We start from the raw sequence: 26,679 nt of genomic DNA, 5'->3' as shown, positions 1-26,679 counted from the left end.
CGCGTAACCGTGACGACGAGGAGCCACCGTAGGCTGCTCACATGGCGCTGACCGCGGAAGCCGAGTACGTGCTGCGCACGATCGAGGAGCGGGGGATCCGCTTCATCCGCCTGTGGTTCACCGACGTGCTCGGGTTCCTGAAGGCCTTCACGATCACCTCGCAAGAGCTCGAGGGCGCGTTCGCCGAAGGCATGGGTTTCGACGGTTCGTCGATCGACGGGTTCAGCCGGATCCAGGAATCGGACATGGTCGCGATCCCCGACCCCGCGACGTTCCAGCTGATCCCCTGGAAGACCGAGGCCGAAGTGGCACGTCTGTTCTGCGACGTGGTCAACCCCGACGGCACGCCGTTCGAGGGCGATCCGCGTGCGGTGCTGAAACGTCAGCTCGCGCGCGCCGCCGAGCTCGGTTTCACGTTCTACGTCGGACCGGAACTCGAGTTCTTCTACCTGAAGAGCCTCGACGAGCCCGAGTTCCTCGACCGCGCCGGCTACTTCGACGAGACGCCTCTGGACCTGGCCACCGACTGGCGCAAGCGCACCGTCACCTATCTCGAGTCGATGGGGATCCCCGTCGAGTACGTGCACCACGAGGTCGCACCGAGCCAGCACGAGATCGACCTGCGCTACACCGACGCGCTCACGATGGCCGACAACGTGATGACCTACCGGCTGACCGTGAAGGAGGTCGCGCAGGAGTTCGGCATCTACGCGACGTTCATGCCCAAGCCCGTGATGGGGGTGAACGGCAACGGGATGCACACCCACCAGAGCCTGTTCACCGGCGATCGCAACGCGTTCTTCGACGCGGACGACGAGTACCACCTGTCGAGCACGGCGAAGCACTACATCGCCGGCATCCTGCGTCACGCTCCCGAGTTCACGCTGTTGACGAACCAGTGGGTGAACTCCTACAAGCGCTTGGTTCCCGGCTTCGAGGCCCCCGTCTACGTGTGCTGGGCGCGACGGAACCGATCCGCGCTCGTCCGCGTGCCGATGTACAAGCCGGGCAAGGAAGGGGCGACGCGGATCGAGCTGCGCTCCCCCGACCCCGCGTGCAACCCCTACCTAGCGTTCGCGGCGATGCTGGCCGCCGGCCTCGAGGGGATCGCGCAGGGCTACGAGCTTCCGCCCGAGGCCTCGAACAACATCTACGAGATGACTCCCGACGAACGCCGCGCCGCCGGGATCGCGCAGCTGCCGATGGACCTCAACGAGGCGATCCACGCGGCCGAGGAGTCCAAGGTGCTCCGGGAGGCGCTCGGCGAGCACGTGCACGAGTTCCTGATCCGCAACAAGCGCGAGGAGTGGGACGCGTTCAAGACCTACGTGACCCCCTACGAGCTCGAGCGCTACCTGCCCCTGCTGTAGGGCCGGAACGTCCAACGACGCCTGCCGGAATGGCCAAGCCCGGATTGGCGCCCGGGGCAGGACCTGTCGTACCGTTGTTTCGTTCGTGAGGAGGGATCCCATGACGACCCACGCACAGCCCGAGTTCACCCCGGCGCTCGATGCGGCGCGCAAGCGCAGGATCAAGCTCCGGGACGAGCTCTACGACGTCGAACAGGCGATCTCCCGGCCGGCTCCCGGCCGCGTCGAGTCGTGGACCTCGAACGTGGTCACACAGCTCCAGAAGCTCCGGGATGCGATGGACGAGCACGTCTACGTGACCGAGGAACCCGAAGGGCTCTACGACGAGGTGCTCGACCTGTCCCCCCGCCTCGCGGGCAAGGTGCGGCGGCTCCGTGAGGAGCACCCGCTGATCCTCGAACAGACCAACGAGCTGATCGGGCGGGTGCGAGCGAACGCGATCGGCGACCAGTGGCCGCTCGAGGACGTCCGCGACGAGACCCAGCGATTGCTCGGACGGATCGTGCGCCACCGCCAACGGGGCGCCGACCTCGTGTGGGAGGCCTACAACCTCGACATCGGCGGGATGGACTAGCCCGTCGCAGAAGGCGCGCCCGGACCCTCGGCATAGCGGTGCGTTGCCGCTCCCGTCTCCGGTTCCGCGAGGTTGTGCGCAGTGGTGATGAGGCCGATGTGCGAGAACGCCTGCGGGAAGTTCCCGAGCTGGCGACGCGCGACGGGGTCGTACTCCTCCGAGAGCAGCCCGAGATCGTTCGCCAAGCCGCAGAGGCGATCGAACAGGCGCTCCGCGTCCTCGCGTCGTCCCGACACCTCGTACGCGTCGGCGAGCCAGAACGAGCACAACAGGAACGCCCCCTCGCCCCCGCGGATCCCCTCGACGTCCTCATCTGGGACGTAGCGACGCAGCAGCCCGTCGACCGACAGCTCACGTTCGACCGCCGCGATCGTCCCGAGAACGCGTTCGTCGTCGGCCGGGAGGAACCCGACGAGCGGGATCGTGAGCAACGCCGCGTCGGTGGTCCGGGCCCCGTAGTGCAGGACGAAGGACTCGAGGTCGGGGTCGTAGCCCTGCGTGCAGACGTCCGCATGGATCTCGTCGCGGAGCGCGCGCCACCGATCGAGGGGTCCGTCCACGCCGAACAGCTCCACCGTGCGCACCGCCCGGTCGGCCGCCACCCAGGCCATGACCTTCGAGTGCGTGAACTGGCGTGGCGGGCCGCGCATCTCCCACAGCCCGTTGTCCGGGCGATCCCAGTCGCCCTCGAGGAAGTTCATGATCGAGCGCTGCACCCGCCAGGCGTCTCCGTCCGGCCCGAGATCGCTGCGCGCCGCCTGGTGCAGCAGGTCGAGGACCTCCCCGTAGACGTCGAGCTGGCGCTGTTCGTGCGCATCGTTGCCCAGACGAACCGGTCGCGAGCCCTCGTAGCCGGGCAGCCATCCGGCCTCGAACTCCGTCAGCCGGCGCTCACCCGCGACGCCGTACATGATCTGCAGATCCTCGGGATCGCCTGCCACCGCCCGCACGAGCCAGTCGCGCCACGACCGCGCCTCGTCCAGGTAGCCGGCAGAGATCAGCGCGTCCAATGCCAGGGTGGCGTCCCGGAGCCAGCAGTAGCGGTAATCCCAGTTGCGCGACCCACCGGGTTCCTCCGGGAGCGAGGTCGTCGGCGCCGCGACGATGCCGCCCGTCGGGGCGTAGGTGAGCGCCTTCAACACGATCAGCGAGCGCTCGACCTCTTCATCGTGCAGGCCGAACTTGGTGCACCGGTCCGACCACGTGCGCCAACGCTCCCGCGTGTCGGCGATAGTGGCGACGACGTCCACCGGCTCGGGCACAGGCTCGTGCGAGGGATGCCACGCGAGCGCGAACGGCACCCGAGCGCCCGCAGCCACCTCGAACCGCGCCACCGTATGGAAGTCCTCCCCGTGATGGTCGACCGGGAGGTCGATCCGCAGCGCGTCCGGACCCCCGACCGCGGCGATCCCCCAGCCGCGGCGACGCACCCACGGGACGACCGAGCCGTGGTCGAAGCGGATCGTGAGGTCCATCTCCATCGGGACCCGGCCCGCGACCCCCTCGACCAGTCGCAGCAGGCGCGGCGGTCCGTCCCCGAGCGGCATGCAGTCGGTGACCCGGACCGTTCCGTCCGTGGTCTCGAACGTCGTCGAGAGCACGAGATCACCCTCGCCGTAGACCCGCTCGGTCCGGCGCACGCCGCCGGCCGGAGCGATCTTCCACCGGCCGTCGTCGGGGGTTCCGAGCAGCGCCGCGAAGCACGCTCCGGAGTCGAACCGGGGCACGCACAACCAATCGACCGATCCGTCGCGACCGACGAGGGCCGCCCCCCGTCGGTCCCCCAGGAACCCGTAGTCCTCGATCCGCAGCGCCACGCGCTGCACGCTAGTCGATACCCGTAGGCTGGGGACGTGCCTCGCATCGCGCTCGGCCAGTTGAACACCACCGTCGGCGATCTCGACGGGAACGTGGCGCGCATGACCGAGTGGACCGCTCGTTCCGCCGACGCGGACGCCGATCTCGTCTGCTTCCCCGAGCTCGCCGTGACCGGCTACCCGCCCGAGGATCTCGTGCTGCGTCGCGCGTTCGTCGACGACCAGCTCGAGGCGCTCGACCGGCTCGCGAAGCAGGTCGCCGATGGCCCCGTGGTCGTGACGGGGTTCGTGGACCGCTCGGACCGGGGCCTGCACAATGCCGCCGCCGTTCTCGCGGGAGGGACGGTTCGGAGCCGGTACCGGAAGATCCGACTGCCGAACTACGGGGTGTTCGACGAACGACGGTACTTCACCCCCGGCGACGCGGGCACGGTCGACGTCGCCGGGGACGTGGGGTTCGGCGTCTCCGTGTGCGAGGACGCGTGGGCGCCCGGCCTCCCCTTCGATGGGTATGCGTCCGCCGGCGTACCGGTCGTGGTCAACATCAACGGGTCTCCGTACCACCGGGGCAAGAGCGACGAGCGACTCGGCATCGCCGCCGCGCGAGCCCGCGAGACCGGGTCGTGGTTCGTCTACGTGAACGCGGTCGGCGGTCAGGACGAGCTGGTGTTCGACGGCGGGAGCATGGTCGTTTCGCCTTCGGGGGAGCCCGTCTGGCGCGCGGCGATGTTCGAGGAGGATCTGCTCGTCGTCGATCTGCCGGTCGGCGACGACGATCGGGCACGCACGCTCGAGCCGCCCCGCCCCGCGTGGCCGGGTGACGTCGAGGAGGTCTATCGGGCCCTGGTTCTCGGGCTCGGCGACTACGCGCGCAAGAACGGGTTCCGCGAGGTCGTCCTGGGTCTGTCGGGCGGGATCGACTCGTCGCTCGTGGCCGTGCTCGCCAGGGACGCCCTCGGAGCTTCGGCCGTTCGAGCGCTCGCGATGCCCTCCCCGTACTCGAGCGATCACAGCATCGAGGACGCGGTGGAGGTCGCTCGCCGCCTGGGTATCCGTCTCGACGAGGTCCGCATCGACGAGACCTTCGACGCCTACCGCCGGGCGCTCGCCGACGTGTTCGAAGGAACGGAACCGGGGCTCGCGGAGGAGAACCTCCAGGCGCGGATCCGCGGCAACCTGCTGTTCGCGATCTCGAACCGGTTCGGCGACCTCGTTCTCGCGACCGGGAACAAGTCCGAGTACGCCGTCGGCTACTCCACCTTGTACGGGGACATGGCCGGCGGGTTCGCACCGATCAAGGACGTGCCGAAGACCCTCGTCTACGAGCTGAGTCGGTGGCGCAACGCACAGGCGACGGGCTCGGGCGGAGAGCCGCCGATCCCCGATCGCGTGCTCGACAAGCCGCCCTCGGCGGAACTGCGCCCGAACCAGCGGGACAGCGACTCCCTGCCGCCGTACGAGGAACTCGACCCGATCATCGAGGCCTACGTCGAAGACGACGGGAGTCCGGAGGATCTCGTCGCGCAGGGAGCCGACCCCGCGCTGGTCGATCGCGTGATCGCGATGATCGACCGCGCCGAGTACAAGCGCCGCCAGTCGCCGCCGGGCATCAAGATCACGCCGAAGGCGTTCGGACGCGATCGGCGGATGCCGATCACGAACCGGTACCGCTGAGGAGGACGCAGATGCCCGACGGAACGTTCCCTCCCGAGGGTCTCGAGGTGACGCACCTGTACGTGGTACGCGACCTCGAGCGCTCGACCCGCTTCTACCGCGACGTGCTCGGCGCCGAGCCTCCGAGACCCCGACGGCCACCTGCTGGAGATCAGCGAGACGAAGTCCTAGCTCTCTAGACTCCTCCCGGGGCCGGTAGCTCAGCCTGGTCAGAGCAGGGGGCTTTTAACCCTCGTGTCGTGGGTTCGAATCCCGCCCGGCCCACCCCACTGAAGGAGGCGTTTCCGCCTCCGTCGCAGCAGAACTGCTGACCGGCGGTCGGCGGCGGTAAGGAGCGGAAGGCCGCGCTTAGAGACGCACCGGCCGGGTCTTTTTCGCGTCCCCTCGATCGCCCGACGGTGGTCATTCCTACGGGCCCGATGTCTCGTCCCTAGTTCACCACGCCGTTCTGGAAAGCCCACCCCTGGTCGGGTGCGAGGTCCACATTGATCGGATCTGGATTCACAGCAGGTCTCCTGTACCGTTCGGACCGAACCTTCCACTTGAAGATCGAGCCGTCTCCCTTGGGGATGATGGAGTTGTCGTAGACGATGGAGAACGAGTCGATGAGCGAAAAGGGATCGCCAGGAGAGTGGATCGTGTCTCCGTTCGTGACCGTAAGACCCGTCACGAGGTCAACCGCCTGCCATCGCAATCCAAAGTCCCCGTCGTCGTAGACCTTGAAGACGAAGTCGGGTCCGGGATGTTGATTCGTCAACTGCAAGAGGACCTCCAGCCTGTTCTTCCCGGTCCTGGACAGCTCGGTGAAGAAGAACTCGTCCCACGCCTCGATGGTGAACGCAGAGGTTCCTTCAGGCTCATCGATTCCGAACACCTGACTCTGGACCATCTTGAGATCGACGACCATCTTCTCGCCGACGTCGTCGGCGTCTTGCACCGTTTCGAGACCGGTAGGCGAGTTGGCATGTGCGGGTGCCACGCCGAGAGTCATCAGCGCCAGCACGATCGACGCGGTGATCCATCTCATGGCAATCTCCTTCGCAGTCCAGTCTGACCGCCTCAGCGGCGGCCTAGTCATCGGGATAGGCAGCTGCATCACCATATGGTCGCGATGGCGCAGAGCACAACCCGGGCGTCTGGCCTCGTCAACAAACAATCCTCGACTGCTCGGAACCCATTAGGTTCCCAGAGCTCGACCGAGGGCTTCCGCCGCCCCGCAGCCCGAAGGCTGAACGTCCCGGCTCGGATCCAAAGGTCAGCTCGCACAACAGGGCCCTCCGCTCGGTTCCACTTCCATGCTACGGTCGACCCTTCGGTTCGCTGCTGCCCGCGGGGGGAAGTCGCGTGTCGGCACCCCGCGGTTGGGGACGCACAGGCATCGTCACGTCCCTGTCGATCGTGCTCGGCGTCGCGGCGACCGCCGCCTGGCCCGTCGGGCCGCGGATCGATCGCTCCTCCGCGACCGCCGCCCCGCAGCCCGCGCAACTGGGCCTCGACCCCTCGCCGTCGCCGACCGACCCCTCGCCGTCGCCGACCGACCCCTCGCCGTCGCCGACGCAGGAGTCCGCAGGACCGAACATCGTCGTGATCCTGACCGACGACCAACGGGCGGACGAGCTCCGCGAGATGGACACCGTCAGAACCGAGCTCGTGGATCGCGGTCTGCTCTTCGAGCGCGCCTTCAACACGAATCCGCTGTGCTGCCCGGCCCGCGCATCGCTGTTGACCGGTCTGTACTCCCACCACACCGGCGTGTGGACGAATGGAGACGAGGGAGGGGAATTGGGCGGCTATCCAGCGTTCCTGAGCAATGGGAACGAGTCGAGGACGATCGCCGCGGTGCTCGACGATGCCGGCTACCACACGGGCCTAGTCGGCAAGTACCTGAACAACGCGGTTGACACGCCGGTGCCCGCCGGTTGGGACTCCTGGGTCGCCTTCAACGAAGTCAACGGCCGATACTTCGACTACGAGCTCGTCGTCGACACCGACACCGCCGATGCCGTCGCTCCGACGATGGAAGCCCACGCGGGCGAGGCGGGCGACTACTCCACGGATGTCCTTGCCCAACGAGCGATCGCATTCGTCGAAGTGGCGCCGGCCGATGCCCCGCTCTTTCTCCTCCTCGCCACGTATGCCCCACACGGAGTGAGCACGCCGGCCCTACGCCACGAAGGCATCTTCGCGGACCTTCCGGTCGCGCTGGGTGACGCGTACAACGAGGCGAATGTCGCCGACAAGCCCGGCTACATCCGCGAGCTGCCTCGCTTCCCATCCACCTCAGCACGGCGTTTCAAGCGAATCAGTCGGATGCGTCTCGAATCCCTGGAAGCGGTGGACGAAGCGGTGGCCAAGCTCCTGGCCGCCCTGGACGCGAGCGGTCGGCTCCACGACACCGTCATCGTGTTCACCTCGGACAACGGCCAGAGCCTCGGGGAACATCGATGGACCTACAAGCTCGCTCCCTACGAAGAGACGATCCGCGTCCCGATGGTCGTCCGTTGGGATGCGGGGATCGCACCGGCGCAACGGACCTCAGCGCTCGCGCTCAATATCGATGTCGCACCGACGCTCGCCGACCTCGCGGGGACACACATGTCGCAGGTCGTCGACGGCCGTTCCCTGATCCCGACCTTCGACGACCCGAGTGAGCAGCTGCGCAACGAGTTCCTGATCGAGCACGTGGAGTTCCGATTCGAAAAGCCGGACGCACCCTCGTACTTCGCGATCCGACACCGCAGCGAGCGCATCTACGTCCGGTACGCGACGGGCGAGGAGGAGTTCTACAACCTGCGCACAGATCCCGCCCAACTCCGCAATGCGATCGGAACGGGTGGCAACGTGCTAACACAACTCCGCCAGCGAGCGTCCGAAACCTGTCCGTTCGCCGACATCCCCGGGTTCCCCGCGTGAACTCTTCCGGGAAGGCCGCGAGGCGATCCGGAACGCTGTCGATCGCACTATGCTCCGGCCTCGGCCGCGCAGGTCCACGGGTCGAAGAACGGAAGCTCTTGGTTCAGCCGGGTGTGTAGCTCGTTCGCACGTCCGTGGAGCCGGAGCGCCCGGACATAGCCCCCTCCCCCGGGACTTCGATACGCCGCGAGGAATCCCTCGGCGCTCTCGTGGAGCAGACCGAGCCACGACCGCTCGAGCTCGAGGATCCCCTGGAGCCGGGGACCGACCTCGACCCGGCCGAGACGACGGACGAGGACCGCGAGCTCCCGCTCCTCGCGGGCCAGAGCACGGATGTTCCTGCGGAGTGGATCCGCCGGGTCGACGGTCGAGGACGCCACGCGCGAGGCGCGCCGGAAGATCGCGTACAGCTCCGCCTTCTCACGACGACAGTCCTGGACAGTCTCGTCCGCGGGAGACGAGGAGGAACCAGGAACGAGCGGTCGCGGCACGCCCGGCACCGCGAGCCCGCATGCGGCGGCCCCGAAGGCGCCGAGCACCACCACGCCGGCGACGACCGCCCCGGCCCGTCGAACACCCGGCGCTGCAACCCGCTCCACTCCGCCCACCCCCTCGGAGCGCAACCCTACGCGCCGCTACCACACCCGGCTACCCCAAGGCGATCAGCGCGACGCCGGCGAACGCGCTCGCGACACCGGCCGTCTGTAGCGGCGCGAGCCGCTCGTGCAACACGAACCGCGCGAGGAGCACCGTCGACACGGGATACAGCGAGCCGAGGACCGACACGACGGCGAGCAATCCCTGACTCGCGGCGATCGCGAACGTCACGTTCGCGCCGTTGTCGAACAGACCGACGACCGCCAGGACCCACAGCTCCCGCACCGTCGGCCTGCGGCCTCGTTCCCGCCGCAGGAACCACGCGATCGCGAACAGCGGCACCGATGCACAGCGCACCATGAACGACGCCCAGTAGGGGTTCCCCTCGCCGGAGGCATCGAGGAAGGTCACGAGCAGCCCGAGGAACAGTGCCGCGGTCAGCCCATACGCGACCCCCGAGACCCCCTTCCGCGGTACGGCTCCATCCGCGACGACCGCCGGACCCGCCCCGCCGGGCGTCGCGACATCGGGCTCGGAAGCGCGCGCCGCAAGGAGCACGCCGGCTCCCGCCAGCGCCATCCCCGCGAGCTGCAGTCCCGCAGGGCGCTCCCCCTGCAGGAACCCGGCCGCCACCGGAACCGCGCCCGACAGCGCCGCGATCGGGGCGACGATGCTCATCCGTCCGACCGCCAGTCCCTTGTACAGCGCCGCGAGCCCGACCGCCCCCGCGAGCCCCGCGATCAGGCCGTACGCGAGGAAGTGCGTCTCGGGCATCGGCTCGCCGAGCGCGACGACGAGCGCGACCATGAAGGCGAGACCCGCCGTCTGCGAGACGACCAGCACGGTGGTCGGAGCCAGACGCTTGGTCATCAGGCCGCCGACGAAGTCGGCCGACCCCCAGGCCAGTCCCGAGCCGAGCGCGAGCAGCAACGGGAGCATCGCGGCAGGCTACCCGGTCCGGAACGCACGAAGGCCCGGAGCACATGAGCGCTCCGGGCCCTCGGATGGTGCCGGAACCGCTACGAGCTTTCGAAGTACTCCTCGGAGGCCGGGTGCACGTACAGAGCCCACAGGACGAACACACCGATCAAGATCGTGACGAAACCGGACGTGACGATCCCACCGGAGTGGTGCCAGATCATCAGGAACAGCGCGGACGCCATCCGGACCGCCTCGACAACGCCGACGAAGGCCCGCCAGCCGCGGCTCCCGCGCATGATCCCGGCCGCGACCGCGAACAGCAGGACAGCGACGACCAGCTCCACGATGCCCGACACGAGCACCGAGTCGTTCGACAACGCGGTGGCGCCCTGCTCGAGCGCGTCGCTGATGCGATCCTTGAACGCGAGCATGACCACCCCTGCAACCACGGCGAGGATCGCCTGGATATAGAGGATGATCCCGATGAACGTGACGACACCGGGACGGCGAGCAACGGACACGGACATGTCTCCCCCTTCGGGCTCGGATCCTGCCTGTTCATAGCATGGGCCGAGCGGCTCCCGGGGGAGGTCGCGCTGCGTGTCCTGTCGTCGACTCGGGCTAGCCTACGGTCGGCGCCGCAGGCCGATCGGGCTCGCAGCCGGTCCGACAGGAGGGGTTCGGATGAGTGTTCCGGCACGCATCAACATCGTCACCCTCGGGGTCGCCGACCTCGCGCGGTCGACCGCCTTCTACGCAGCCCTCGGATGGCGTCGCTGCTCGTCCTCGATCGAGGGAACGATCGTGTGGTTCGACACCGGCGGGACCTACCTCGGGCTGTTCGGCTCCGATGCTCTCGCGGCCGACGCGGGACTGGCCGGCGCGGCTCGCGGCGCGTTCGGCGGCGTGACGCTCGCGATCAACGAGCGCAGCGCCGAGGAAGCGACCGAGGCTCTCGCGACCGCGGAACGCGCCGGCGGGAGCATCATCCGACCCGGTCACCACGCGCCCGAGTTCGACGGGTTCTCCGGGTACTTCGCCGACCCGGACGGCCACGCTTGGGAGGTCGCCTACAACCCCGGCTTCCCTCTAGACGAACAGGGACAGCTCACGATCCCCTGACCGGATCGGGCGTGTCGGTGGCCGCGCGTAGGGTCGTCCGATGGAACGGATCGTCCTCCGCACCCCGGGTGGTTCCCGGCTCCGCGTGGCCGTGGCCACGACCCCGCGCGAACGCACACGTGGTCTCCTCGGTCGCGATCGCCTGGCCCCGGACCATGCCCTGCTGATCCCCGGCGCGCGCTCGATCCACACGGTGGGCATGCGGTTCCCGATCCTCGCCGCGTGGCTCGACGACGGCGGCGTGGTCGTGCGCACGCGCGAGCTGGCTCCGGGGCGGATCGCGTGGTCGGCACCCGGCGCGCGCCACGTGCTCGAGTGTGCGCCGTCCGTCGAGCTGCCCGACGGTTCGGCGCTCGATGCGGTCGAAGGCGTCGCTCCCTGGTCCGACCGGCACGCGACCGCCGGCTACGGGAATAGCAGCAGCACGAGCCCGCGCACCCAGTAGGCCGCGAGCAGCGCGAGAACCAGCGCCACGCCGAGAAGGACGGCCGGCGTCCAGGCCGGGAGCGCCACCGGATCACGCCGTCCACGTTCGGGCTCGACCAGGCCCAGGAACTCCAGCAGCGCGCGCATGCTCGGGTCATCGACACGAGCCGACCCCCCTTGACCCGACGCGGGCACGGGGAGGCCAAGGGTCCAAGGTCTATACTCGGTCGGCTGCCCCCGGGCCCGGGGCCGTCGGAGCAGTCTTCTGCCCCCATCGTCCAGTGGCCTAGGATGTCGCCCTTTCAAGGCGGAGACACGGGTTCGAACCCCGTTGGGGGCACGGACAACAACGACAGAACATGCGCCCGTAGAGGAGTCTGGCCGTCCTCACCGCCCTGTCAAGGCGGAAATCGCGGGATCGAAGCCCGTCGGGCGCGCTCAGTACACGTTCATGGCCGGTAGGCCATGAACGTGTCGTTCTCTCCCGCGTTCGAGTTCGCGAGCGTTCCACCCCGGCACGAGGATGCGACCTCTCGCTCCTCGCTCCGATCGCGATAACGAGGAACCGCCTTCGGGCTTCTAGACCCATCCCGTGGACCCAGCGGGATGCGCTTGAGCTGCCTCGTCCGGAGCTGACCGACGGGTCGATCATCATTCCACGAGCGTGGGATACCGCGGACGCCAGTGAGTTGTGCGCGGGCGCTGCAGACTGTTAACCGTTGACCGCAGAGGCCTCTCTGTCGTACGGTCCTGTCGCATCCGACAGGGCGCATCCGACAGGGGAGGAGATCACTCGATGGCACACGTCGAAGGCAGGCGGAAGCGGTTCGTCACCACCATCGCTGCTGTAACGACCACGAGCGCGCTCGCGCTCGCCCTCACGTCCTCGCCCGCGGCCGGCAAGCCACCGAAACCGCAGCCGAGCGCCAACCCGAAGAACGTCATCCTGTTCATCGGCGACGGCATGGGCCCAGAACAGGTTGAGATCGGGCGCCGCGTGAAGGGCTCGGCCCTGTTCATCGACGGCATCCCCTGGGGTGCGGTCGGGTCCTTGAACACCGATTCGTTGGAGGGTGTGACCGACTCGGCCGCGGGCGCGACGGCGCTGGCGACGGGACACGAGACCAACAACGGGTGGTTGTCGATGATCCCGACCGAGCCCGAACCGACGGCTGTCGAGTCGGTCCTGGAACGCTCCGAGGATCGAGGCAAGGCGACCGGCCTGTTCAGCACCGGCGACCTGCCCGACGCCACTGCCGGCGCCTTCGCCGCGCACGTGACCGACCGGGGGGAGGATGAAGAGGTCGCCCGGCAGATGCACGAGCAGGGCACCGAGTTCCTGCTCGGAGGGCGCGGAGGCGGAGCGGTGGCTCCCCTCGAGAACCAGCCCGGCGTCACGTACGTGAACAACGTGAGCGAGCTGAACGCATATGCGGCCGGTCCGGGCGCCGGGCCCATGTACGGGCTGATCGGCACGCAGACCATGGCGTATGCGATCGACCGCGAGGAAGAGGGCGCCGTCGGCAAGCACCCAACGATCGCGGATGGGACGAGAGCGGCGATCGAGGTACTGTCGGCCGATCCCGACGGCTTCTTCCTGATGGTGGAGGCTGGACAGATCGACTGGGCGGGCCACTCGCGTGACGGCGCGTGGACCGCGGCGGAGATGCTCGCCTTCGACACCGCCATCAAGGCGGCGTACGACTGGGCCAAGAACCGCAGCGACACCCTGATCGTGGTGACGGCGGATCACGAGACGGGCGGCCTGGTCGTCAACAACAAGACGAACGCGGCCGGGCTCCGTGGCCAGACCGCCTCGACGGAGTGGATGTGGGGGGCGATCAAGCACGGGGCGTCGATCGATGCGACGCTCGCAACCTACGCCGGCATCACCAACCTCACGAACGCGGAGCGCAACCTCATCGCAGCGAACAAGGAGATGGGTATCGCGGACGTGCTCGCCGCCCGCTTCAAGGTCGGATGGGAGTTGAGCGGCACCGATGAGGGCGACCACACCGGCGCCCCGGTGCCGATCTACGCGTGGGGGCCGAGATCGGGTGACTTCGCGGGAACGGCGTATGCGAACGAGCGCGTAGGACAGAACCTCCTGTCGTACGTGCCCTGATCGACGACGTCATCGAACGCGAGCACGCCGGCGGTCAGCTCGCCGGCGTGCTTCGCGTGCCGCGGTTGTGACTCCCTCCCGAGGCCCAGCCCCGTTGCGACGGATCCCCCAGCCGGAGAGGGCTCGACCAGAACTCGGCGAGACACGACCCTTTGCGCCCCAGCTGTCCCGCCGCGCACGGATCGCCGCGGCGGAGGTGCGGTTTCCCCGCGACGAGCCGTAGTCACGAGCACCGATCCGTTCCAGGAACGATCCCGTTGACCGGAACCGCACCGTTGACCGGGAGCACGGCGTCCGGCTAGGGTCCGCCGCGACGGAATATCGATCCCCCCGGAGGCCTCGATTGCATCGCAAGCTCGGACTCGGCGTTGCGCTCCTGTGCGTCGCGCTCATCTGTTCCCTGCTCGTATCCGCACCGCTCGCGAACTCGGCGCAGCGTGGCGATTCCCCTGCGCCGAAGATCGCCGCGGTCGGGGACATCGCATGCAAGAACCCGCCAGGCAACAACCCCAGCGTGTGCCAGTACGACGACGTCGCCGCATCGATCGCCGCACGCGACTACGACCGGTTCCTGCCGCTCGGCGACATCCAGTACGAGTACGGGGAGTACGTGAACTTCGTCGAGAACTACGACGTGTACTTCGGCCGCCTGCTGGACATCACGTCGCCGGCCACGGGGAACCACGAGTACGGGACGGCCGACGCGGCGGGGTACTTCCGGTACTTCGACGATCGCGCACCCGGTCCGTACTACTCCTACGACCTCGGGAGCTGGCACGTGGTCTCGCTCGACTCGACGATCTGCAGCGCGGGCGGGGTTGACTGCCGGCCGGGCTCGGCGCAGTACGAGTGGCTCGAGGCCGATCTGGCCGCCCATCCGTCCGCATGCACCCTCGCCTACTGGCACCACCCGCGCTGGGACTGGCTGAAGTACCAGAACGCGGACTGGACCGACGACTACGAGCTCCGACGGTCGGCTCCGCTGTACAAGCTGCTGTATAGGAACGACGCGGATGTCCTGCTCGCTGGGCACAACCACAACTACTCACGGTGGATGCCGGCCGACCCTCGCGGACGGTTCGATCCGCAACGAGGGATCACCCAGTACGTCGTGGGCACCGGCGGGAGGAACCTGAACGAGTTCGGCAACTTCCACACCCGGCCCGAGATCTTCGTCCGCGGCCAAGCCGACGCGTTCGGGTTCCTGCAGTTGCGCCTGCGTACCGGCGGGTGGGACTTCCGGTGGACCTCGGCGCGGGGCCAGCCCGACTTCATCGACCAGGGCTCGGCCGACTGTCACTAGTCGTCGTTCGCCCCGTGTCTCCTCCGGGCACATCGCCGTCGGCTTCACGTGGATCCTCCGGGGGCCCGGTGGCGGGCGAAGCGGACGCGCCGCGGCGCAGGGCCCGATCGGCGCGCTGGGCCTCACGAGTGATAAGGCCTAGCGGACGGCCCTAGGCTTTCGCGCCCATGGCGTCAGCCAGCTGGTCGAGCATCGTCTTCTCCCCGGCGCTTACCCGTTCGGCGCCGAAGCCCATGAAGCCGCCCTCTTTGGCGGCGTCGGCGGCGGCTTGGGCGGCGCTCATGAGCCAGCTTCGGAACGCCGCCGTCTCCTCGGGGGTCGCCTTCGCGGCGAGGATGCCGTTGACCTTGCGCATCTCGTCCAGCACCTGCTGACCGGCAGTCTCCCCGAGCAGCTTGAAGTCGCCCAGGGGGTTCTGCCGCTGTTGGCTCATCGCCATGGCGTCCTGCGACACGGCGACGAGCAGCTCGTCGTCGCTGCCGGGTGCGGAGACGGCCTTCATCGCCGCCAAGGTCTCCTTCGTGGCCTCGATCGGGCCGCCGGGGTCGGCGAGTGAGATGCCCATCCCGGCCACGAGCGGGGCGCGGCGCAGGGCGGCCCACTCTTCCTCGGTGTAGTCGGTTCTCGACGACATCGGCTTCCTCCTTCGATTGAGGACCCCGAGCCTAGCGGCCTGGGGGCCGATCGGTCGGTCCAGGCGGCCTGCTCGCCACGACGGCGAACCACCCACCCGCCGACTGCTCTTGCCACCCGGACCCGCTCCGCATGGGGCCGCCGAGCGGTCGGGGACCAGAAAGGACGAGGTTCGTGGACCTGTGACCGTCCTGCCGATCGCGATCGTCGTGATCGCGGGCACCCAGATCATCTCGGCGATCTTGCTCGCGACCAGCGTCAACGCCCGCGCCAACTCCCTTCCTGCTGACTGGTCCTGCTGACTGGCGGCCCGCTGCGCGAGAGCCAGGTGCCAGGGCGAAGGCCAGGACACCCGGCACGGTCGTCTCGACTCCGCGGACGGGATCTGAGACTATCCGTGCGAATGCCCGCCCTGGCGGACGAGCCATCGTCGAGGGATCAACAGCGGAGCCCGGCGAGCCTCGCACCGTATCGACCAGGGAGAGAGGAACCCTGATTTGCGGATCCGACGCGGCATCGGAGTGCTCGCTGCGGCCCTTTGCTGGATGCTCCTGCTGGGGCAGCCGGCCGGGTCCTCGTACCCCGGATCGAACGGGAAGATCGCGTTCCGGGCCGGCGGCGAGATCTATTCAATGGAATCCGACGGCTCCAATCCGACGAACCTCTCCGATTTCCTCGCCTTCAACGACGCGCCTGTCTGGTCCCCAGACGGCTCGAAGATCGTGTTCCGGAGCGACCGCAACGGCCACTTCAAGCTCTACACGATGAACGCTGACGGATCCGATCAGAGCATCCTCACGAGGGGTGCCGCTTTCGACGCCGCCCCCACCTGGTCGCCCGACGGCACCAAAGTCGCCTTTGTTCGCATCCCCGAGGCTGGCAACGCCGATATCTTCTCGATCGATGTGGACGGCACCGGCCTGACCCGTCTGACGACGCACCCCGCGGAGGACGGGAACCCCTCCTGGTCCGGCAGGAGGATCGTGTTCGAGAGCGGCAGGCCTGGCTTCTTCGCGATCTTCTCCATGAAGGCGAACGGCACGGAGCCGAGGAGGCTCACGTCGAACGCGCAATCGTCGAGCTTCAACCCCTCGTTCTCCCCCGACGGGACGCGGATCGCCTTCAACAGCAATCGCGACGCCAACGACGAGATCTACGTGATGAACGCGGATGGATCCGAGCAGACGAGACTGACGACGAATGACACCGGGGATTTCGCGCCTTCCTTCTCTCCCGATGGTACTCAGATCGCCTTCACGAGCGCTCGCGACGGCGACCACGAGATCTACGCGATGAACGCCGATGGCTCCGAGCAGACGAACCTGACGTCGGATCCCGCGTCCGACGGGTCACCGGACTGGCAACCGGAATGCACGCTCATGGGAACCGATGGCCCGGACACGCTGGTCGGAACCGGCGGAGCGGACCTCATCTGCGGCCTCGGCGGCGGCGACGTCATCGAGGGCGGCGGCGGCTTCGATGCCATCTTCGGCGGGTCGGGAAACGACTCGCTGTGGGGCGGGGACGGGGAGGACACGGTCGTCGGAGGAGCAGGCGAGGACGTCCACCGGGGTGGCCCGGGCAACGACCGGCTAAGTTCGCTCGACGGCGTGAGGGGGAACGATTCGATCAACGGTGGGGCCGAGATCGACCGGTGCATCCGCGACCTCAAGGATCTGAGCGCGAACTGCCCGTAGACCGAGGACGGACGACCCAACCGGTGCGCGAGCCCTCGGCTGCCACACCCTCACTGCGTAGAACAGCTAGCCACAGAGACAGCACCCCGGTAACGGGATCCGAGAATCTTGACGTCCGGCTGCAGTACTCCTCCTTGTCCCTCCGTCGCTGAGCCGAGGACTTGCAATCAGGGTGTCGCTCCACGATCCGTCGACCCGGGCACGGATGCAGCCGGAAGCCGAAGGGCGGCAAAGAGGCCGACAAGGCCGAGCGCCGCGAGCGTGATCATCGCGAGCACGTAGGACCCATTTCCCGCTGCCACACCGGACACCAAGATCGTGCCGGCGATCGCTGTGCCGAAGGACGAGCCCAGGTTCGACACGCTGCGCGACAGACCCGAGATCTCACCTTGCAGCTCCTCAGGGAAGCTGGACTGCACGACATTGACCGACGGGGTCAGCATCACCCCCAAACCCAAACCGATCATCAGGAGTCCGGGCGCGAACGCGATCACTCGGGACGAAGCGCCGACGAGGGCGAGCAGCACCCCGATCCCCGTCACCGTGACGACGAAGCCCACCCATATAAGGGTCTTCTGCGGATACTTCTTGGCGAGACGTTCGGCCGCGAGTGATGAGACGAGCACGCCGAGCGTCGCCGCGGTGAAGATGACACCTGTCTCGATGGCGTTGTACCCACGAACGGTCTGCAGGAAGACGGCGACGACGAACGACGTTCCCATCAGCAGCAGCCACTGGAGGTTCTGCGTGACGAGGGCGAGGTTCGAGGTGCGGTTCTTGAACAGGCCCATAGACAAGAGCGCTTCCTTCCCGGCGCGCTCCCTGGAGCGGATGTAGAGGAAGAAACCGACCAGGATGGCGACCCCAGCGGTCAACAACACCGCCATGAGCACAGCATTCGTGTCGGCCTGGAGGATCCCGAACACCACGAAGAACATTCCGACCGACGACAGCAGCGCTCCTTTCGCGTCGAAGGGGCGGGTCGGGTCCGGCGCCAGCGGGTCGACCACTCGACGACGGCTCAGAAGGACGATGACCACGATGACGAGGGCCTGGAAGATGAACGCTGCTCGCCAGCTGATCGCCGTCGTGATCACGCCACCGATCAGAGGACCCGCCGCTGCACCGATCCCTCCCATACCACTGATCACGCCGAACGCCCGGGCACGTGATGCAAAATCGGTGAACGCCAGCGTCGCGAGGATGTAGACGGGCGGAATCAACAGCGCCGTACCAACGCCTTCGAGGATGGAGTTCCCGAGGATCAGCACTCCGAGGCCGGGTGACACCGCGCTGAGGAGCGCCCCGACGCCGTAGAGAGCGAGGCCTCCGATGAAGCATCGCTTGCGTCCCCACCGATCGGTCAGCTTGCTGCACGGGATCATGAGGACGGCCATCGTTAGCAGGAACAGCGTGATCGTCGCCTGCACACCCTTCACGGTCGTGTCGAGGTCATGCGTGATGTCGTTGATCATCACGTTCATGTTCGAGCCCGCGAAGCTGCAGATGAACTGCGCCAGGGCGAGCGGAGCCAAGAGTCGTCGTGGCGAGACCGTCGATGCTGCCGGCACGACAGGGCCTTCCGTCACGGTTCGCGCTCCTCGTGACCTATCGACGCGGCGGGGAGACCAAGTCGACCCAGCCTGGACCGTGGTCGAGTTGAAAATCCAGGTTCATCGCAGCATTGATCAGCGATAGATGTGTGAACGCCTGCGGGAAGTTCCCGAGCTGCTCGCCGGTCGGGCCTATCTCCTCCGAATACAGCCCGAGGTGGTTCCCGTACGTGAGCATCTTCTCGAACGTGAGTCGCGCCTGCTCGAGTCGGCCCGAGCGGGCGAGCGCGTCGACGTACCAGAACGTGCAGATGGAGAACGTGCCCTCCGACCCCCGCAGACCGTCCGGTGAAGCGCTCGGGTCGTAGCGGTACACGAGGCTGTCCGAGACGAGCTCTTCGTCGATCGCATCGAGCGTCGACAACCACATCGGATCGCGTGGAGCGATGAACCCGACGAGCGGCATGAGGAGGTTCGACGCATCGACTACGTCGGATCCGTAGTGCTGCACGAAAGCCGCTCGCTCCTTACTCCAGCCCTTCTCCATCACCTGGCCGTAGATCTGGTCCCGCGTCCTCCTCCACCGCTCGACGTCCGCAGGCCGCCCCCGACGTTCCGATAGGCGCAGGCCTCGGTCCATCGCCACCCACGACATCACCCGGCCGTACACGAAGTCCTTCTGGCCTCCGCGCGTCTCCCAGATGCCTTCGTCGGTTCGATCCCAGTTGTCGCACAACCAGTCAAGGACGCGCGCCAGTTGCGTCCATCCCTGGTGGGTCGGAACGATGCCGCGGCGGTCGGCGAGATCGACCGAATCGATCGCCTCGCCGTAGATGTCGAGCTGAAGCTGGTCGGAAGCACCGTTCCCGATCCGCACCGGCCCCGAACCGCGGTACCCCTCGAGGTGGTCCAGCACCTCCTCCTGCAGATCGGGCGATCCGTCGATCCTGTACATGATCTTCAGCGGCCCCGCGGCGTCGCCGGCTCGATCGCTTGCACGGTCGACCAACCACCGACCGAACGCCGCCGCCTCGTCGGTGTATCCCAGTCCGAGGAGGGCGTACACGGAGAACGAGCCGTCGCGCACCCACGTGAAGCGGTAGTCCCAGTTCCGTTCGCCGCCGACCTGCTCCGGGAGGCTCGTCGTCGGTGCTGCGACGAGCGCTCCCGTCGGCGCGTACGTCATCAGCTTGAGCGTCATCGCCGAACGGTGAACGGCCTCCTGCCAGCGACCACGGTACGTCGAGCGTCCGAGCCACTCACGCCAGAACCGCACGGTCGCATTGAACATGTCCAGCACTTCGCTCGGCTCGAGTCTCGGAAGCTCCCCAACGACCGATTCCAGGACCACCCCGCCGACCTGGTCCGGTGTGCCACGCCACGTCGCACGGGCGTCACTGCCGACGACCTCGAGCGGCACGGTGCCGCGGAGCGAGAGCTCCTGCTCCCCGGCGCGGAAGATGACCCCTCGGTCCGTCTCCTCGACGTGATGGGACACGCGACCGTAGTCGAGTCGGGGCTCGCACTCGAGCACGAACTCCATCTCCCCTCGGACGACGCGCACGAGCCTCACGATGCGATGAAGGTCGGTCGGTCGCTCGGGATGCGAGATGGGCATGAAGTCGAGGACCTCACCCACGCCGTCCGGCGTCATGAACCTCGTGATCAAGATGGCCGTGTCGGGGAAGTAGAGTTGCTTTGTCACGAACTCGTCGTTCGAGGGCGCGATCCGGAACCGGCCTCCCCGCTCCTGATCCAATAGCGATGCGAACACGCTCGGAGAATCGAAACGCGGCGTACAGAACCAGTCGATCGTGCCGTCGGTCGCGACCAGGGCCGCCGTCTGCAGGTCGCCGATCAGTCCGTGATCCGAGATCGCGGGGTACGCTCGCATCGAGCCCTCCTCCTCCTCCGACCATCCGCCGACAAGCGATTCCAACGAAGCCGCGTCAGTGACCGCCGAACCGGCTGTGTGTCGGGAACGGCGGGCAGCAGAACGCAGCGTACCCTTACCGTGAGGATGCCGACTATCCGGCTGGTCCCGGACGGAGTCCGCTAGTCAATAAGCGAAAATCCTCTACGGGTACGCGTAGTCTGCTCCCGAGGCCGACGACGGCCACGTGGAGGGAGGTTCTTCAGATGGCAGCTTCAGGGAACCAGCGCGGCGCGGGTTGGGTGTTGTTCGCCGCGACGGTCATGATCCTCGTAGGTGCCTTCCAGGCGTTCATGGGTTTGATCGCCATCCTCGACGATCCGGTCTTCCTCGCGACGCCTAACTACACGTTGGAGCTCAGCACCTCGAGCTGGGGATGGCTCCACCTACTCTGGGGCACCATCGTCGTGCTGGTCGGACTGGGATTGCTCGCCGGGCAGACCTGGGCCCGCGCGGTCGGCATCATCGTCGTCGGCGCGCAGGCGTTCGTGAACTTCATGCACATCCCGGTGCAACCTTGGTGGTCGATCCTGCTGATCGCCCTCGACATCGCGGTCATCTGGGCGCTGTGTGTGTATCGGCCGGCCGAGATCGACTAGATACAACCTCGCAGGCTCATCGCCCCGAGCACCCGATCAGGTGAGACGACGAGCTTCCGAGAGACGGACGGGCTGCGCGACTCCCTTGAGTTCCACCGGCCCGATCTCGTCGAATGCCACGTCCTGATCCGTGGTCGCCAGGGTCGTCTGGTCGTCGACCAGGACCTGGTCGGCGGTCGCGTACGCAGCGATGCGCGAGGCAAGGTTCACGGTCCTTCCGAAATAGTCGCCGCTCTGGTAGATCAGCGGCCCGGCTGCGATCCCGACGTGCACGGGGGGCAGGCCCGCGGTTGGCACCTCGTCCCGCATCTCGAGGGCGAACCCGACCGCCTTGGCCGGCTCCTTGAAGTGGACCATAACGCCGTCGCCCAGCCATTTGACGGGTCGGCCGGCGCGGTCGCGCGAACTGCGACCGACGAGCTCACCCAGCCGGGAGGAGACATCGGCTGCGGCTGCGTCGCCTCGCTCCTCCGTCAACCTCGTATAGCCGCTCACGTCCAAGAAGCACATCGCTGGCGGATGTCCCTCGCTCTCGTGCAGGCCCGCCTTCTCCAAGGTCGCCTCGACCGCCTCGATGACGCCCGCCATCCACGTGTGCTCCGACTGAGCGTGGTAGGTGGACAGGAGCGCCGGGTCGAGCAGCGGGGACATCGCGTCGGACACGTCACCCGCCGCGGCGAGCATCTGTGAATGGCTGAGGCCGGCTTCCAAGAACGGGACCTCGACCTGCTCGTGCCAAAAGTTCGCATCCGCATCCGCGATCCGGCCGATGCTTTCGCCCCAGACGCGCAGCTGCCGCTCGATGGCGTCGGGGGCTATCCCGGCCCCGATCGACATCTTGAGCAGCTCGATCGCGGCAAGTTCGTCCACCCGTATCCGATCGTCGGGCGAAGGGCTCGCGTAACCGCTCGCCTCCCGGACGGATGCCAGTAGACGCAGACTGAGACCCGTCTCCCTGTTGACGTCCGCGAACGTTTCGTCGCGCAGGCCGCCGAACCGATCCCAGTAGGGGGCATCGAAGAACTCGAACGAGAGGTCGCCGCTTTGGACCGCCGCGCCGACCGCCTGCAGCGACAGCCCGCCTTGCTCCATCCCAAGGAGGAATCGTGCTCGCCACACGTCTCCCCCGGAGAAGGCGGACCGTTCGCCGGGAGTGATGATGCCGATATCGACCAGCCGGTCGATATCGTTGACGGCGGCGCCGACGCGGTGTGCGAGCTCTTCGCGTGTGATCCCGGTCACGGCCACATCATCGCAGTCCGTCCCCCCGCGCAGGCTCTCGAACGATCAGGCGTCCGCACGTGGTCGAGTCCAATCAGTGGGGATATCGCTTCCGCCCTCCGCCGAGACGCGACCGCCGAAGCGCATGCGCTGGGGCACGGGCGAGATCTCGCCGGCGATCAGGGCGTCCCCCTTTCGAAAGTTCACCGCTTGTGCGATGAGGCCATGCGGCGCGAAACCGAACATCGACCGAACGTCGACGAGGTCGGCGAGCGAGTTCATCCGCAGGAGGATCAAGTTGTCGCATTGGGACATGACGTTGGGGTGCAGCTTCGCGGGCCGTTGCGTCGCCAAAAGGAGGTGCAGTCCGTACTTGCGCCCCTCTCCGGCGATCTGCACGAGCCGGTCGGTGACGTAGGCCTGGAGCAACCCGTCAGGCTGAGCGGTGCAGAGGTGGTGTGCCTCGTCGATCGCGATGAGCGTCGGTATGCGGTCCGAACGTCGCTCCCACAGCCGATCGAGGGTTGCTGCCGCCATCGCGTACATCTCTTCGGCACGATCGACGGCTGAGACATCGAGCACGGTGACATCAGTCGGGCCATCGAGCCGGTCGAGGATCGAAGGTTGGCCGAGCGCCCATGTGCGCCAGGTTCCGATTCCCAGGGCGCGGATCCGCATCGCGAGAGGATCAGAGTTCTCGGGATCGTTCAGCGCGGCCTGCAAGAGTTGGGGATCTTCACCGAGAGATCGTCGCTCGTGCAGCGTCAGCAGGGTCGCGAGCTCCTCCCTGTCGGCGACGGGGTCCAGGCGGAGCAGGGCAAGCTGGGCGGCCGGAGTCAGATCGGCGATCCGGATCTTCGGGGGACCGAGCTCCGCTCGTTCAGCATGAAGCTGGATACGGTCGCCGATCTCAGCGAGCCGAGCGGCGGCGGCAGGGTCTGCGTCGTCGCGGGATTCCGACAGACTGCGATAGTCGCCGTTGGGGTCGATGACGATCATGCGGAGCGAGGTCTCGACCGCCAGCCGCTCGAGGATGACGCCGGTCGCGTAGGTCTTGCCGGAACCACTCTGTCCGCAGAGGAAGGTATGCCGTGTGAACCCCCCGGCCTTGATGTGCGTGGGGATGGATCCCGCCCCTACATCGGTGGATCCGACCTCAAGTGCGGTCCCCGCCTCCAGTACCCCACATTCCCGCACCTCGTCGATCGACGCGAGGCGGAGCGGGCTCGCGGGGAATCCCGAGGAACCCGCGGCTTGGACTTCATCGGAAGGCATGTACAGGCGTCCGACCCCGCGCGCGGAACGCGCAACGCCGTGGTCGCCATCGGCCACCTCACGATCGAGGATCTGCCCGAGGCAGGCTGCGCCGTTGACGTCGATGATGACGAATGCACCCAGCGGGAGATCGACCCCGAGTGGCGCGAGGAACGCGAACGTCTGCCCGTCGACCGACCATGCTTGCGGGTCGGCCTCGCTTGCCTCCCGCGTCGGTTGTTGCGAGCCGGACATGGCGTGCAGCCTACCGGCTCCCGGGTACCTTCGAATCACTCAACCGCGCTGCGGCGACACCCTAGGTCGGCCGGGCCAGGTTGGCCGCGGGCTCAACGGCAAGAACGTCCGCCCGTTTTCGCTCAGCCGAGGAGTTCGTCGAGCCGGTAAGGCTCGAACGCGTTCTCGCACGGATTGCCGGGTGCCACCCAAAGCGTGCGGTTGGCGACCTCGGCCACCATGCCGAACATGATCGCACTCGCCTCAGGCCCTTCTGTGGGATCGGGATGGACGCAGATGTTCTGCGCGTCGGCGCCATGGTCACCCAGCAGCTCACAAGCCTCCGCCACGGTCCACTCTTCCCGGCCGGCTGTGAGCGCCTGCATCCGGGCCAGCCGGCTTCGGGAACCGTCAGAACTCGCCGGGCACACCACAGCCACGGTGTCGTCGAGCGCGTGGTTCGAGTGCGCGGTTGTGCCGCGCAGATCCGCGGCGGCGGTGGCGGTCGTTTCGAAGATCGCCGTGTCGCCGTCTGCGAACGCGTAGCACCAGCTGTAGCCGCCCGCTCGTTCCGGCATCGTCACGGTTCGCCACGCATCGTCGCGATCGCGAGCATCGAGCGCCCGGCGCGCGATGAACATGCGAGGCACGCCGGCCTGCTCGTCGCTCGCCGTGAGCGACATCGCGCCGAGCGCAGCTCCGGTGGCGTTCATGCCGACCAGCGGTAGCCCGGACGCCACCACGGGGGCGACCACCGCGATGCCGTCATCGGGCTCATCGATCACGATGGCGACGCTGTCCGCGTCTCCTGCGTACCACTGTTCCTGATGCACCAGGATCGGCCCGTCGGAACCCTGGAGGAGCGCGTCGGTACACCGCTCGACGGGGGCGCCCATCGCCTCGGGGTCGAGCACGCCGTAGAGCTCCTCGAAGGCGTTGGCCGCTCGCAGCGCGGCGGGATCGACGCCCGAGCCGGCCGCCATGCCGACCAAAATCTCCATCAGGTCGGGCACGACGGCGTTGCTTGCGCGATCGTACGGGGCCAATAGCTGCTCGACGCGCGAGCGGTCGGCACCGAGGCCGTCTGCCCATGACATGGTGAACGCGACGGATCGCTCGATCTCCGCGCGAAGCTCTGTGCCTACGGTGCGTCCGCGCTCGAACGGTGTGCCGGACGATCTGATCATCCGCATGGACCGAGCCTACCGGCGTGGGCCGAACCGTGGGTCAGGGCGAGGGCATGGACCAAGTGCATGATGGTCGAATGAGGGTGACAGAGCGCGCCGATGTCGTCGTGGTCGGACTCGGCGTGGTTGGGATCTCCACCGCCGGAGCCCTCGCACGAAGAGGACGCACCGTCGTCGGCATCGATAGGTGGGGGACCGGCCATCCGGTCACGTCGTCGACCGGCGCATCGCGATCCGTCCGGGTGGCCTATGACGACGAGGGGTATGTGCGTCTCGCGCGGGAGGCACTTGCGCGATGGCGACGCATCGAGGCATCCCAGGACGTCACGCTGTTGGTCGAGACCGGCCAGGTGGACCTCGGACCCGACGCGAAGCTCGACGCATTGGCTGCAGCGATGGACGCGACCGGCGTTGCGTTCGACGAGCTCGACGCGACCGGGGTCAGGAGGCGGTTTCCCGAGCTCGCGACGCGAGAGCGCGAACGAGCGCTGTTCCACGCGGAGGCGGGAACCGTGCTCGCCGATATCGCGATGCGAGCGCTTTGCGTCGACGCGGCAGCGGCGGGGGCGACGCTGTCGATGCCGGAGCGGTGCGTCGAGATCGAGGTCGAGGGGGATGAGGCAGTAGTGGTAACCGACAGGCGGAGGGTGCGGGCCGACCAGGTCGTGGTCTCGGCGGGCCCATGGTCGGGTGACCTGTTGCGGACCGTCGGTATCGACCTTCCCCTCGCACCGTCGGTGGCGCAGGTGACGTTCCTCGACGCCCCACAGCTCGTCGATCGCCCGGGTCTCGCCGACTGGCTAGCGGACGACGGAGTCGGCGTATACGGACATCCGGTCCCCGGGATCGGCTACAAGGTCGCGTTCGACGCCGGATCGTCGCAACCGTGGCTCCCGGACGTCGAAGCGTGGCCGCCCGACCGGGCCGAGGAAGAGCGGATGATCGCGTGGCTCGCCGCGCGGATGCCGACCGTCGAACCGCGTATCGAGCGCACACAGCGGCACCCCTGGACGATGACCCCCGACGGCGACTTCGCGATCGGCCGACGGGATCCGATCGTCGTCGCGGCCGGGTGCTCCGGCCATGCGTTCAAGTTCGGTCCTGCGCTCGGGGAACTCGTGGCCGATGTCGCCGACGGCGTCCCGCGTGAGGACCTCGAGTTGTTCTCTCTCGAAAGGCCGGCACTGAAGACGGGCCAAGCGTCACCGATGACGCCCATCTCGCGCTAGCGACAGCCCAGATCCTTGCCCGAAGCACCCTTGAGGCCAAGATGGCGTTACCACGCTCAGGCCCCCCTCCTCCACTCGCTACACTCGAACACGCTGGTGATGACCTAGGCGGTGATTTCTGTCAGGTTCTCCACCGGTCCGGGCCAGGTGGCCAGGTGGCCAGGTCGGGGTGGTAGAAATCGGTTCCGCCCCAGTTCACACGCGGTGCTGATCTCCCGCTGGTAACGGATTTTTGGTAACGCCGGTGTGTTTCTCCGGATCGGCAGGATGTTGGCTTGGTCCAACACTGTCATGATG

General features: G+C 67.6%; 24 protein-coding genes and 3 tRNA genes. 15 read left to right on the top strand and 12 right to left on the bottom strand.

Annotated features, from left to right (window positions below):
- Positions 1–41 precede the first annotated feature (41 nt).
- Both WEF05_04835 and WEF05_04830 read left to right on the top strand, forming a co-directional pair.
- Positions 42–1,370 (top strand): glutamine synthetase family protein, encoded by a 1,329-nt coding sequence (locus tag WEF05_04835; protein MEX1101218.1) that lies wholly within the window; start codon positions 42–44, stop codon positions 1,368–1,370.
- Positions 1,371–1,470: 100 nt separating this feature from the next.
- Positions 1,471–1,944, top strand: coding sequence for a hypothetical protein (locus WEF05_04830; GenBank protein MEX1101217.1), 474 nt, complete (start codon positions 1,471–1,473; stop codon positions 1,942–1,944).
- On the opposite strand, the gene WEF05_04825 is transcribed toward WEF05_04830, so the two are convergent.
- Positions 1,941–3,761, bottom strand: coding sequence for a glycoside hydrolase family 15 protein (locus WEF05_04825; protein MEX1101216.1), 1,821 nt, complete (start codon positions 3,759–3,761; stop codon positions 1,941–1,943). The two genes, WEF05_04830 and WEF05_04825, sit on opposite strands and share 4 nt — an antisense overlap.
- 36 nt (positions 3,762–3,797) lie before the next feature.
- Between WEF05_04825 and WEF05_04820 the strand changes: the two genes are divergently transcribed.
- The 3 genes from WEF05_04820 to WEF05_04810 all read left to right on the top strand — a co-directional run bounded on the left by WEF05_04820 (position 3,798) and on the right by WEF05_04810 (position 5,699).
- Positions 3,798–5,435 (top strand): NAD+ synthase, encoded by a 1,638-nt coding sequence (locus WEF05_04820; protein MEX1101215.1) that lies wholly within the window; start codon positions 3,798–3,800, stop codon positions 5,433–5,435.
- 11 nt (positions 5,436–5,446) lie between these two features.
- On the top strand, positions 5,447–5,614 hold the full coding sequence (locus tag WEF05_04815; protein MEX1101214.1) for a VOC family protein: 168 nt from the start codon (positions 5,447–5,449) through the stop codon (positions 5,612–5,614).
- A gap of 10 nt (positions 5,615–5,624) precedes the next feature.
- Positions 5,625–5,699, top strand: a tRNA-Lys gene (locus tag WEF05_04810).
- A gap of 166 nt (positions 5,700–5,865) precedes the next feature.
- Here WEF05_04810 and WEF05_04805 read toward each other — a convergent pair.
- Positions 5,866–6,531 (bottom strand): hypothetical protein, encoded by a 666-nt coding sequence (locus WEF05_04805; GenBank protein ID MEX1101213.1) that lies wholly within the window; start codon positions 6,529–6,531, stop codon positions 5,866–5,868.
- A 248-nt stretch (positions 6,532–6,779) separates the two neighbouring features.
- Between WEF05_04805 and WEF05_04800 the strand changes: the two genes are divergently transcribed.
- Positions 6,780–8,348: a sulfatase gene (locus WEF05_04800; GenBank protein MEX1101212.1), complete on the top strand. Its 1,569-nt coding sequence runs from the start codon at positions 6,780–6,782 to the stop codon at positions 8,346–8,348.
- A 47-nt stretch (positions 8,349–8,395) separates the two neighbouring features.
- Here WEF05_04800 and WEF05_04795 read toward each other — a convergent pair whose 3' ends face one another.
- The 3 genes from WEF05_04795 to WEF05_04785 all read right to left on the bottom strand — a co-directional run bounded on the left by WEF05_04795 (position 8,396) and on the right by WEF05_04785 (position 10,393).
- Positions 8,396–8,947: a hypothetical protein gene (locus tag WEF05_04795; GenBank protein ID MEX1101211.1), complete on the bottom strand. Its 552-nt coding sequence runs from the start codon at positions 8,945–8,947 to the stop codon at positions 8,396–8,398.
- A 49-nt stretch (positions 8,948–8,996) separates the two neighbouring features.
- Complete coding sequence (locus WEF05_04790) at positions 8,997–9,884, bottom strand: EamA family transporter (GenBank protein MEX1101210.1); 888 nt, start codon at positions 9,882–9,884, stop codon at positions 8,997–8,999.
- Positions 9,885–9,964: 80 nt separating this feature from the next.
- Complete coding sequence (locus WEF05_04785; protein MEX1101209.1) at positions 9,965–10,393, bottom strand: hypothetical protein; 429 nt, start codon at positions 10,391–10,393, stop codon at positions 9,965–9,967.
- 157 nt (positions 10,394–10,550) lie between these two features.
- Here WEF05_04785 and WEF05_04780 point away from each other — a divergent pair, with 157 nt between their 5' ends.
- Together WEF05_04780 and WEF05_04775 are read left to right on the top strand one after the other, a co-directional pair.
- Positions 10,551–10,988, top strand: a complete 438-nt coding sequence (locus tag WEF05_04780) for a VOC family protein (GenBank protein MEX1101208.1) — start codon at positions 10,551–10,553, stop codon at positions 10,986–10,988.
- A gap of 40 nt (positions 10,989–11,028) precedes the next feature.
- The gene (locus tag WEF05_04775) at positions 11,029–11,433 is read left to right on the top strand and encodes a DUF192 domain-containing protein (GenBank protein ID MEX1101207.1); all 405 of its coding nucleotides are present in this window, start codon (positions 11,029–11,031) and stop codon (positions 11,431–11,433) included.
- On the opposite strand, the gene WEF05_04770 is transcribed toward WEF05_04775, so the two are convergent.
- A complete protein-coding gene (locus WEF05_04770; protein MEX1101206.1) occupies positions 11,394–11,561 on the bottom strand; it encodes a hypothetical protein in 168 nt (55 codons plus the stop codon). The two genes, WEF05_04775 and WEF05_04770, sit on opposite strands and share 40 nt — an antisense overlap.
- 120 nt (positions 11,562–11,681) lie before the next feature.
- On the opposite strand from WEF05_04770, the gene WEF05_04765 reads away from it, so the two are divergent.
- From WEF05_04765 to WEF05_04750, 4 genes are all read left to right on the top strand, one after another.
- Positions 11,682–11,754: transfer RNA gene (locus WEF05_04765), tRNA-Glu, on the top strand.
- Between the two features lie 21 nt (positions 11,755–11,775).
- A tRNA-Asp gene (locus tag WEF05_04760) sits at positions 11,776–11,851 on the top strand.
- A 359-nt stretch (positions 11,852–12,210) separates the two neighbouring features.
- A complete protein-coding gene (locus tag WEF05_04755; GenBank protein MEX1101205.1) occupies positions 12,211–13,539 on the top strand; it encodes an alkaline phosphatase in 1,329 nt (442 codons plus the stop codon).
- 343 nt (positions 13,540–13,882) lie between these two features.
- Complete coding sequence (locus tag WEF05_04750) at positions 13,883–14,842, top strand: metallophosphoesterase (protein ID MEX1101204.1); 960 nt, start codon at positions 13,883–13,885, stop codon at positions 14,840–14,842.
- A gap of 151 nt (positions 14,843–14,993) precedes the next feature.
- Here the strand turns inward: WEF05_04750 and WEF05_04745 are convergent, their stop codons facing one another.
- Entirely contained in the window at positions 14,994–15,476 is a 483-nt protein-coding gene (locus WEF05_04745; protein ID MEX1101203.1) for a hypothetical protein, read from the bottom strand.
- A 496-nt stretch (positions 15,477–15,972) separates the two neighbouring features.
- Between WEF05_04745 and WEF05_04740 the strand changes: the two genes are divergently transcribed.
- Entirely contained in the window at positions 15,973–17,172 is a 1,200-nt protein-coding gene (locus WEF05_04740) for a DUF5050 domain-containing protein (protein MEX1101202.1), read from the top strand.
- Positions 17,173–17,339: 167 nt separating this feature from the next.
- Here the strand turns inward: WEF05_04740 and WEF05_04735 are convergent, their stop codons facing one another.
- Together WEF05_04735 and WEF05_04730 are read right to left on the bottom strand one after the other, a co-directional pair.
- The gene (locus WEF05_04735) at positions 17,340–18,761 is read right to left on the bottom strand and encodes an MFS transporter (GenBank protein MEX1101201.1); all 1,422 of its coding nucleotides are present in this window, start codon (positions 18,759–18,761) and stop codon (positions 17,340–17,342) included.
- 19 nt (positions 18,762–18,780) lie between these two features.
- On the bottom strand, positions 18,781–20,619 hold the full coding sequence (locus WEF05_04730) for a glycoside hydrolase family 15 protein (GenBank protein MEX1101200.1): 1,839 nt from the start codon (positions 20,617–20,619) through the stop codon (positions 18,781–18,783).
- A 245-nt stretch (positions 20,620–20,864) separates the two neighbouring features.
- Between WEF05_04730 and WEF05_04725 the strand changes: the two genes are divergently transcribed.
- Positions 20,865–21,257: a hypothetical protein gene (locus tag WEF05_04725; protein MEX1101199.1), complete on the top strand. Its 393-nt coding sequence runs from the start codon at positions 20,865–20,867 to the stop codon at positions 21,255–21,257.
- A gap of 36 nt (positions 21,258–21,293) precedes the next feature.
- Here the strand turns inward: WEF05_04725 and WEF05_04720 are convergent, their stop codons facing one another.
- From WEF05_04720 to WEF05_04710, 3 genes are all read right to left on the bottom strand, one after another.
- A complete protein-coding gene (locus WEF05_04720) occupies positions 21,294–22,499 on the bottom strand; it encodes an adenylate/guanylate cyclase domain-containing protein (GenBank protein MEX1101198.1) in 1,206 nt (401 codons plus the stop codon).
- Positions 22,500–22,544: 45 nt separating this feature from the next.
- Positions 22,545–23,987, bottom strand: coding sequence for an ATP-binding protein (locus WEF05_04715; GenBank protein MEX1101197.1), 1,443 nt, complete (start codon positions 23,985–23,987; stop codon positions 22,545–22,547).
- 122 nt (positions 23,988–24,109) lie between these two features.
- Positions 24,110–25,159: a C45 family peptidase gene (locus WEF05_04710; GenBank protein ID MEX1101196.1), complete on the bottom strand. Its 1,050-nt coding sequence runs from the start codon at positions 25,157–25,159 to the stop codon at positions 24,110–24,112.
- Positions 25,160–25,230: 71 nt separating this feature from the next.
- On the opposite strand from WEF05_04710, the gene WEF05_04705 reads away from it, so the two are divergent.
- Complete coding sequence (locus tag WEF05_04705) at positions 25,231–26,382, top strand: FAD-dependent oxidoreductase (protein MEX1101195.1); 1,152 nt, start codon at positions 25,231–25,233, stop codon at positions 26,380–26,382.
- Positions 26,383–26,679: the final 297 nt, after the last annotated feature.

The sequence above is a fragment of the Actinomycetota bacterium genome, from assembly GCA_040881665.1.
Classification (GTDB): domain Bacteria; phylum Actinomycetota; class UBA4738; order UBA4738; family HRBIN12; genus JBBDWR01.
The sequence above is the reverse complement of the archived record's forward strand: the minus strand, read 5'-3'. Positions and strand labels throughout refer to the sequence as shown.

What these genes read in the sequence shown, in the direction of transcription:
- WEF05_04790 (MEX1101210.1), bottom strand. Translation starts at nt 9,884, where the DNA reads ATGCTCCCGTTGCTGCTCGCGCTCGGCTCGGGACTGGCCTGGGGGTCG.
- WEF05_04745 (MEX1101203.1), bottom strand. Translation starts at nt 15,476, where the DNA reads ATGTCGTCGAGAACCGACTACACCGAGGAAGAGTGGGCCGCCCTGCGC.
- WEF05_04805 (MEX1101213.1), bottom strand. Translation starts at nt 6,531, where the DNA reads ATGCAGCTGCCTATCCCGATGACTAGGCCGCCGCTGAGGCGGTCAGAC.
- WEF05_04705 (MEX1101195.1), top strand. Translation starts at nt 25,231, where the DNA reads ATGAGGGTGACAGAGCGCGCCGATGTCGTCGTGGTCGGACTCGGCGTG.
- WEF05_04770 (MEX1101206.1), bottom strand. Translation starts at nt 11,561, where the DNA reads ATGCGCGCGCTGCTGGAGTTCCTGGGCCTGGTCGAGCCCGAACGTGGA.
- WEF05_04815 (MEX1101214.1), top strand. Translation starts at nt 5,447, where the DNA reads ATGCCCGACGGAACGTTCCCTCCCGAGGGTCTCGAGGTGACGCACCTG.
- WEF05_04715 (MEX1101197.1), bottom strand. Translation starts at nt 23,987, where the DNA reads ATGTCCGGCTCGCAACAACCGACGCGGGAGGCAAGCGAGGCCGACCCG.
- WEF05_04730 (MEX1101200.1), bottom strand. Translation starts at nt 20,619, where the DNA reads ATGCGAGCGTACCCCGCGATCTCGGATCACGGACTGATCGGCGACCTG.
- WEF05_04780 (MEX1101208.1), top strand. Translation starts at nt 10,551, where the DNA reads ATGAGTGTTCCGGCACGCATCAACATCGTCACCCTCGGGGTCGCCGAC.
- WEF05_04755 (MEX1101205.1), top strand. Translation starts at nt 12,211, where the DNA reads ATGGCACACGTCGAAGGCAGGCGGAAGCGGTTCGTCACCACCATCGCT.
- WEF05_04710 (MEX1101196.1), bottom strand. Translation starts at nt 25,159, where the DNA reads ATGCGGATGATCAGATCGTCCGGCACACCGTTCGAGCGCGGACGCACC.
- WEF05_04830 (MEX1101217.1), top strand. Translation starts at nt 1,471, where the DNA reads ATGACGACCCACGCACAGCCCGAGTTCACCCCGGCGCTCGATGCGGCG.
- WEF05_04835 (MEX1101218.1), top strand. Translation starts at nt 42, where the DNA reads ATGGCGCTGACCGCGGAAGCCGAGTACGTGCTGCGCACGATCGAGGAG.
- WEF05_04725 (MEX1101199.1), top strand. Translation starts at nt 20,865, where the DNA reads ATGGCAGCTTCAGGGAACCAGCGCGGCGCGGGTTGGGTGTTGTTCGCC.
- WEF05_04775 (MEX1101207.1), top strand. Translation starts at nt 11,029, where the DNA reads ATGGAACGGATCGTCCTCCGCACCCCGGGTGGTTCCCGGCTCCGCGTG.
- WEF05_04785 (MEX1101209.1), bottom strand. Translation starts at nt 10,393, where the DNA reads ATGTCCGTGTCCGTTGCTCGCCGTCCCGGTGTCGTCACGTTCATCGGG.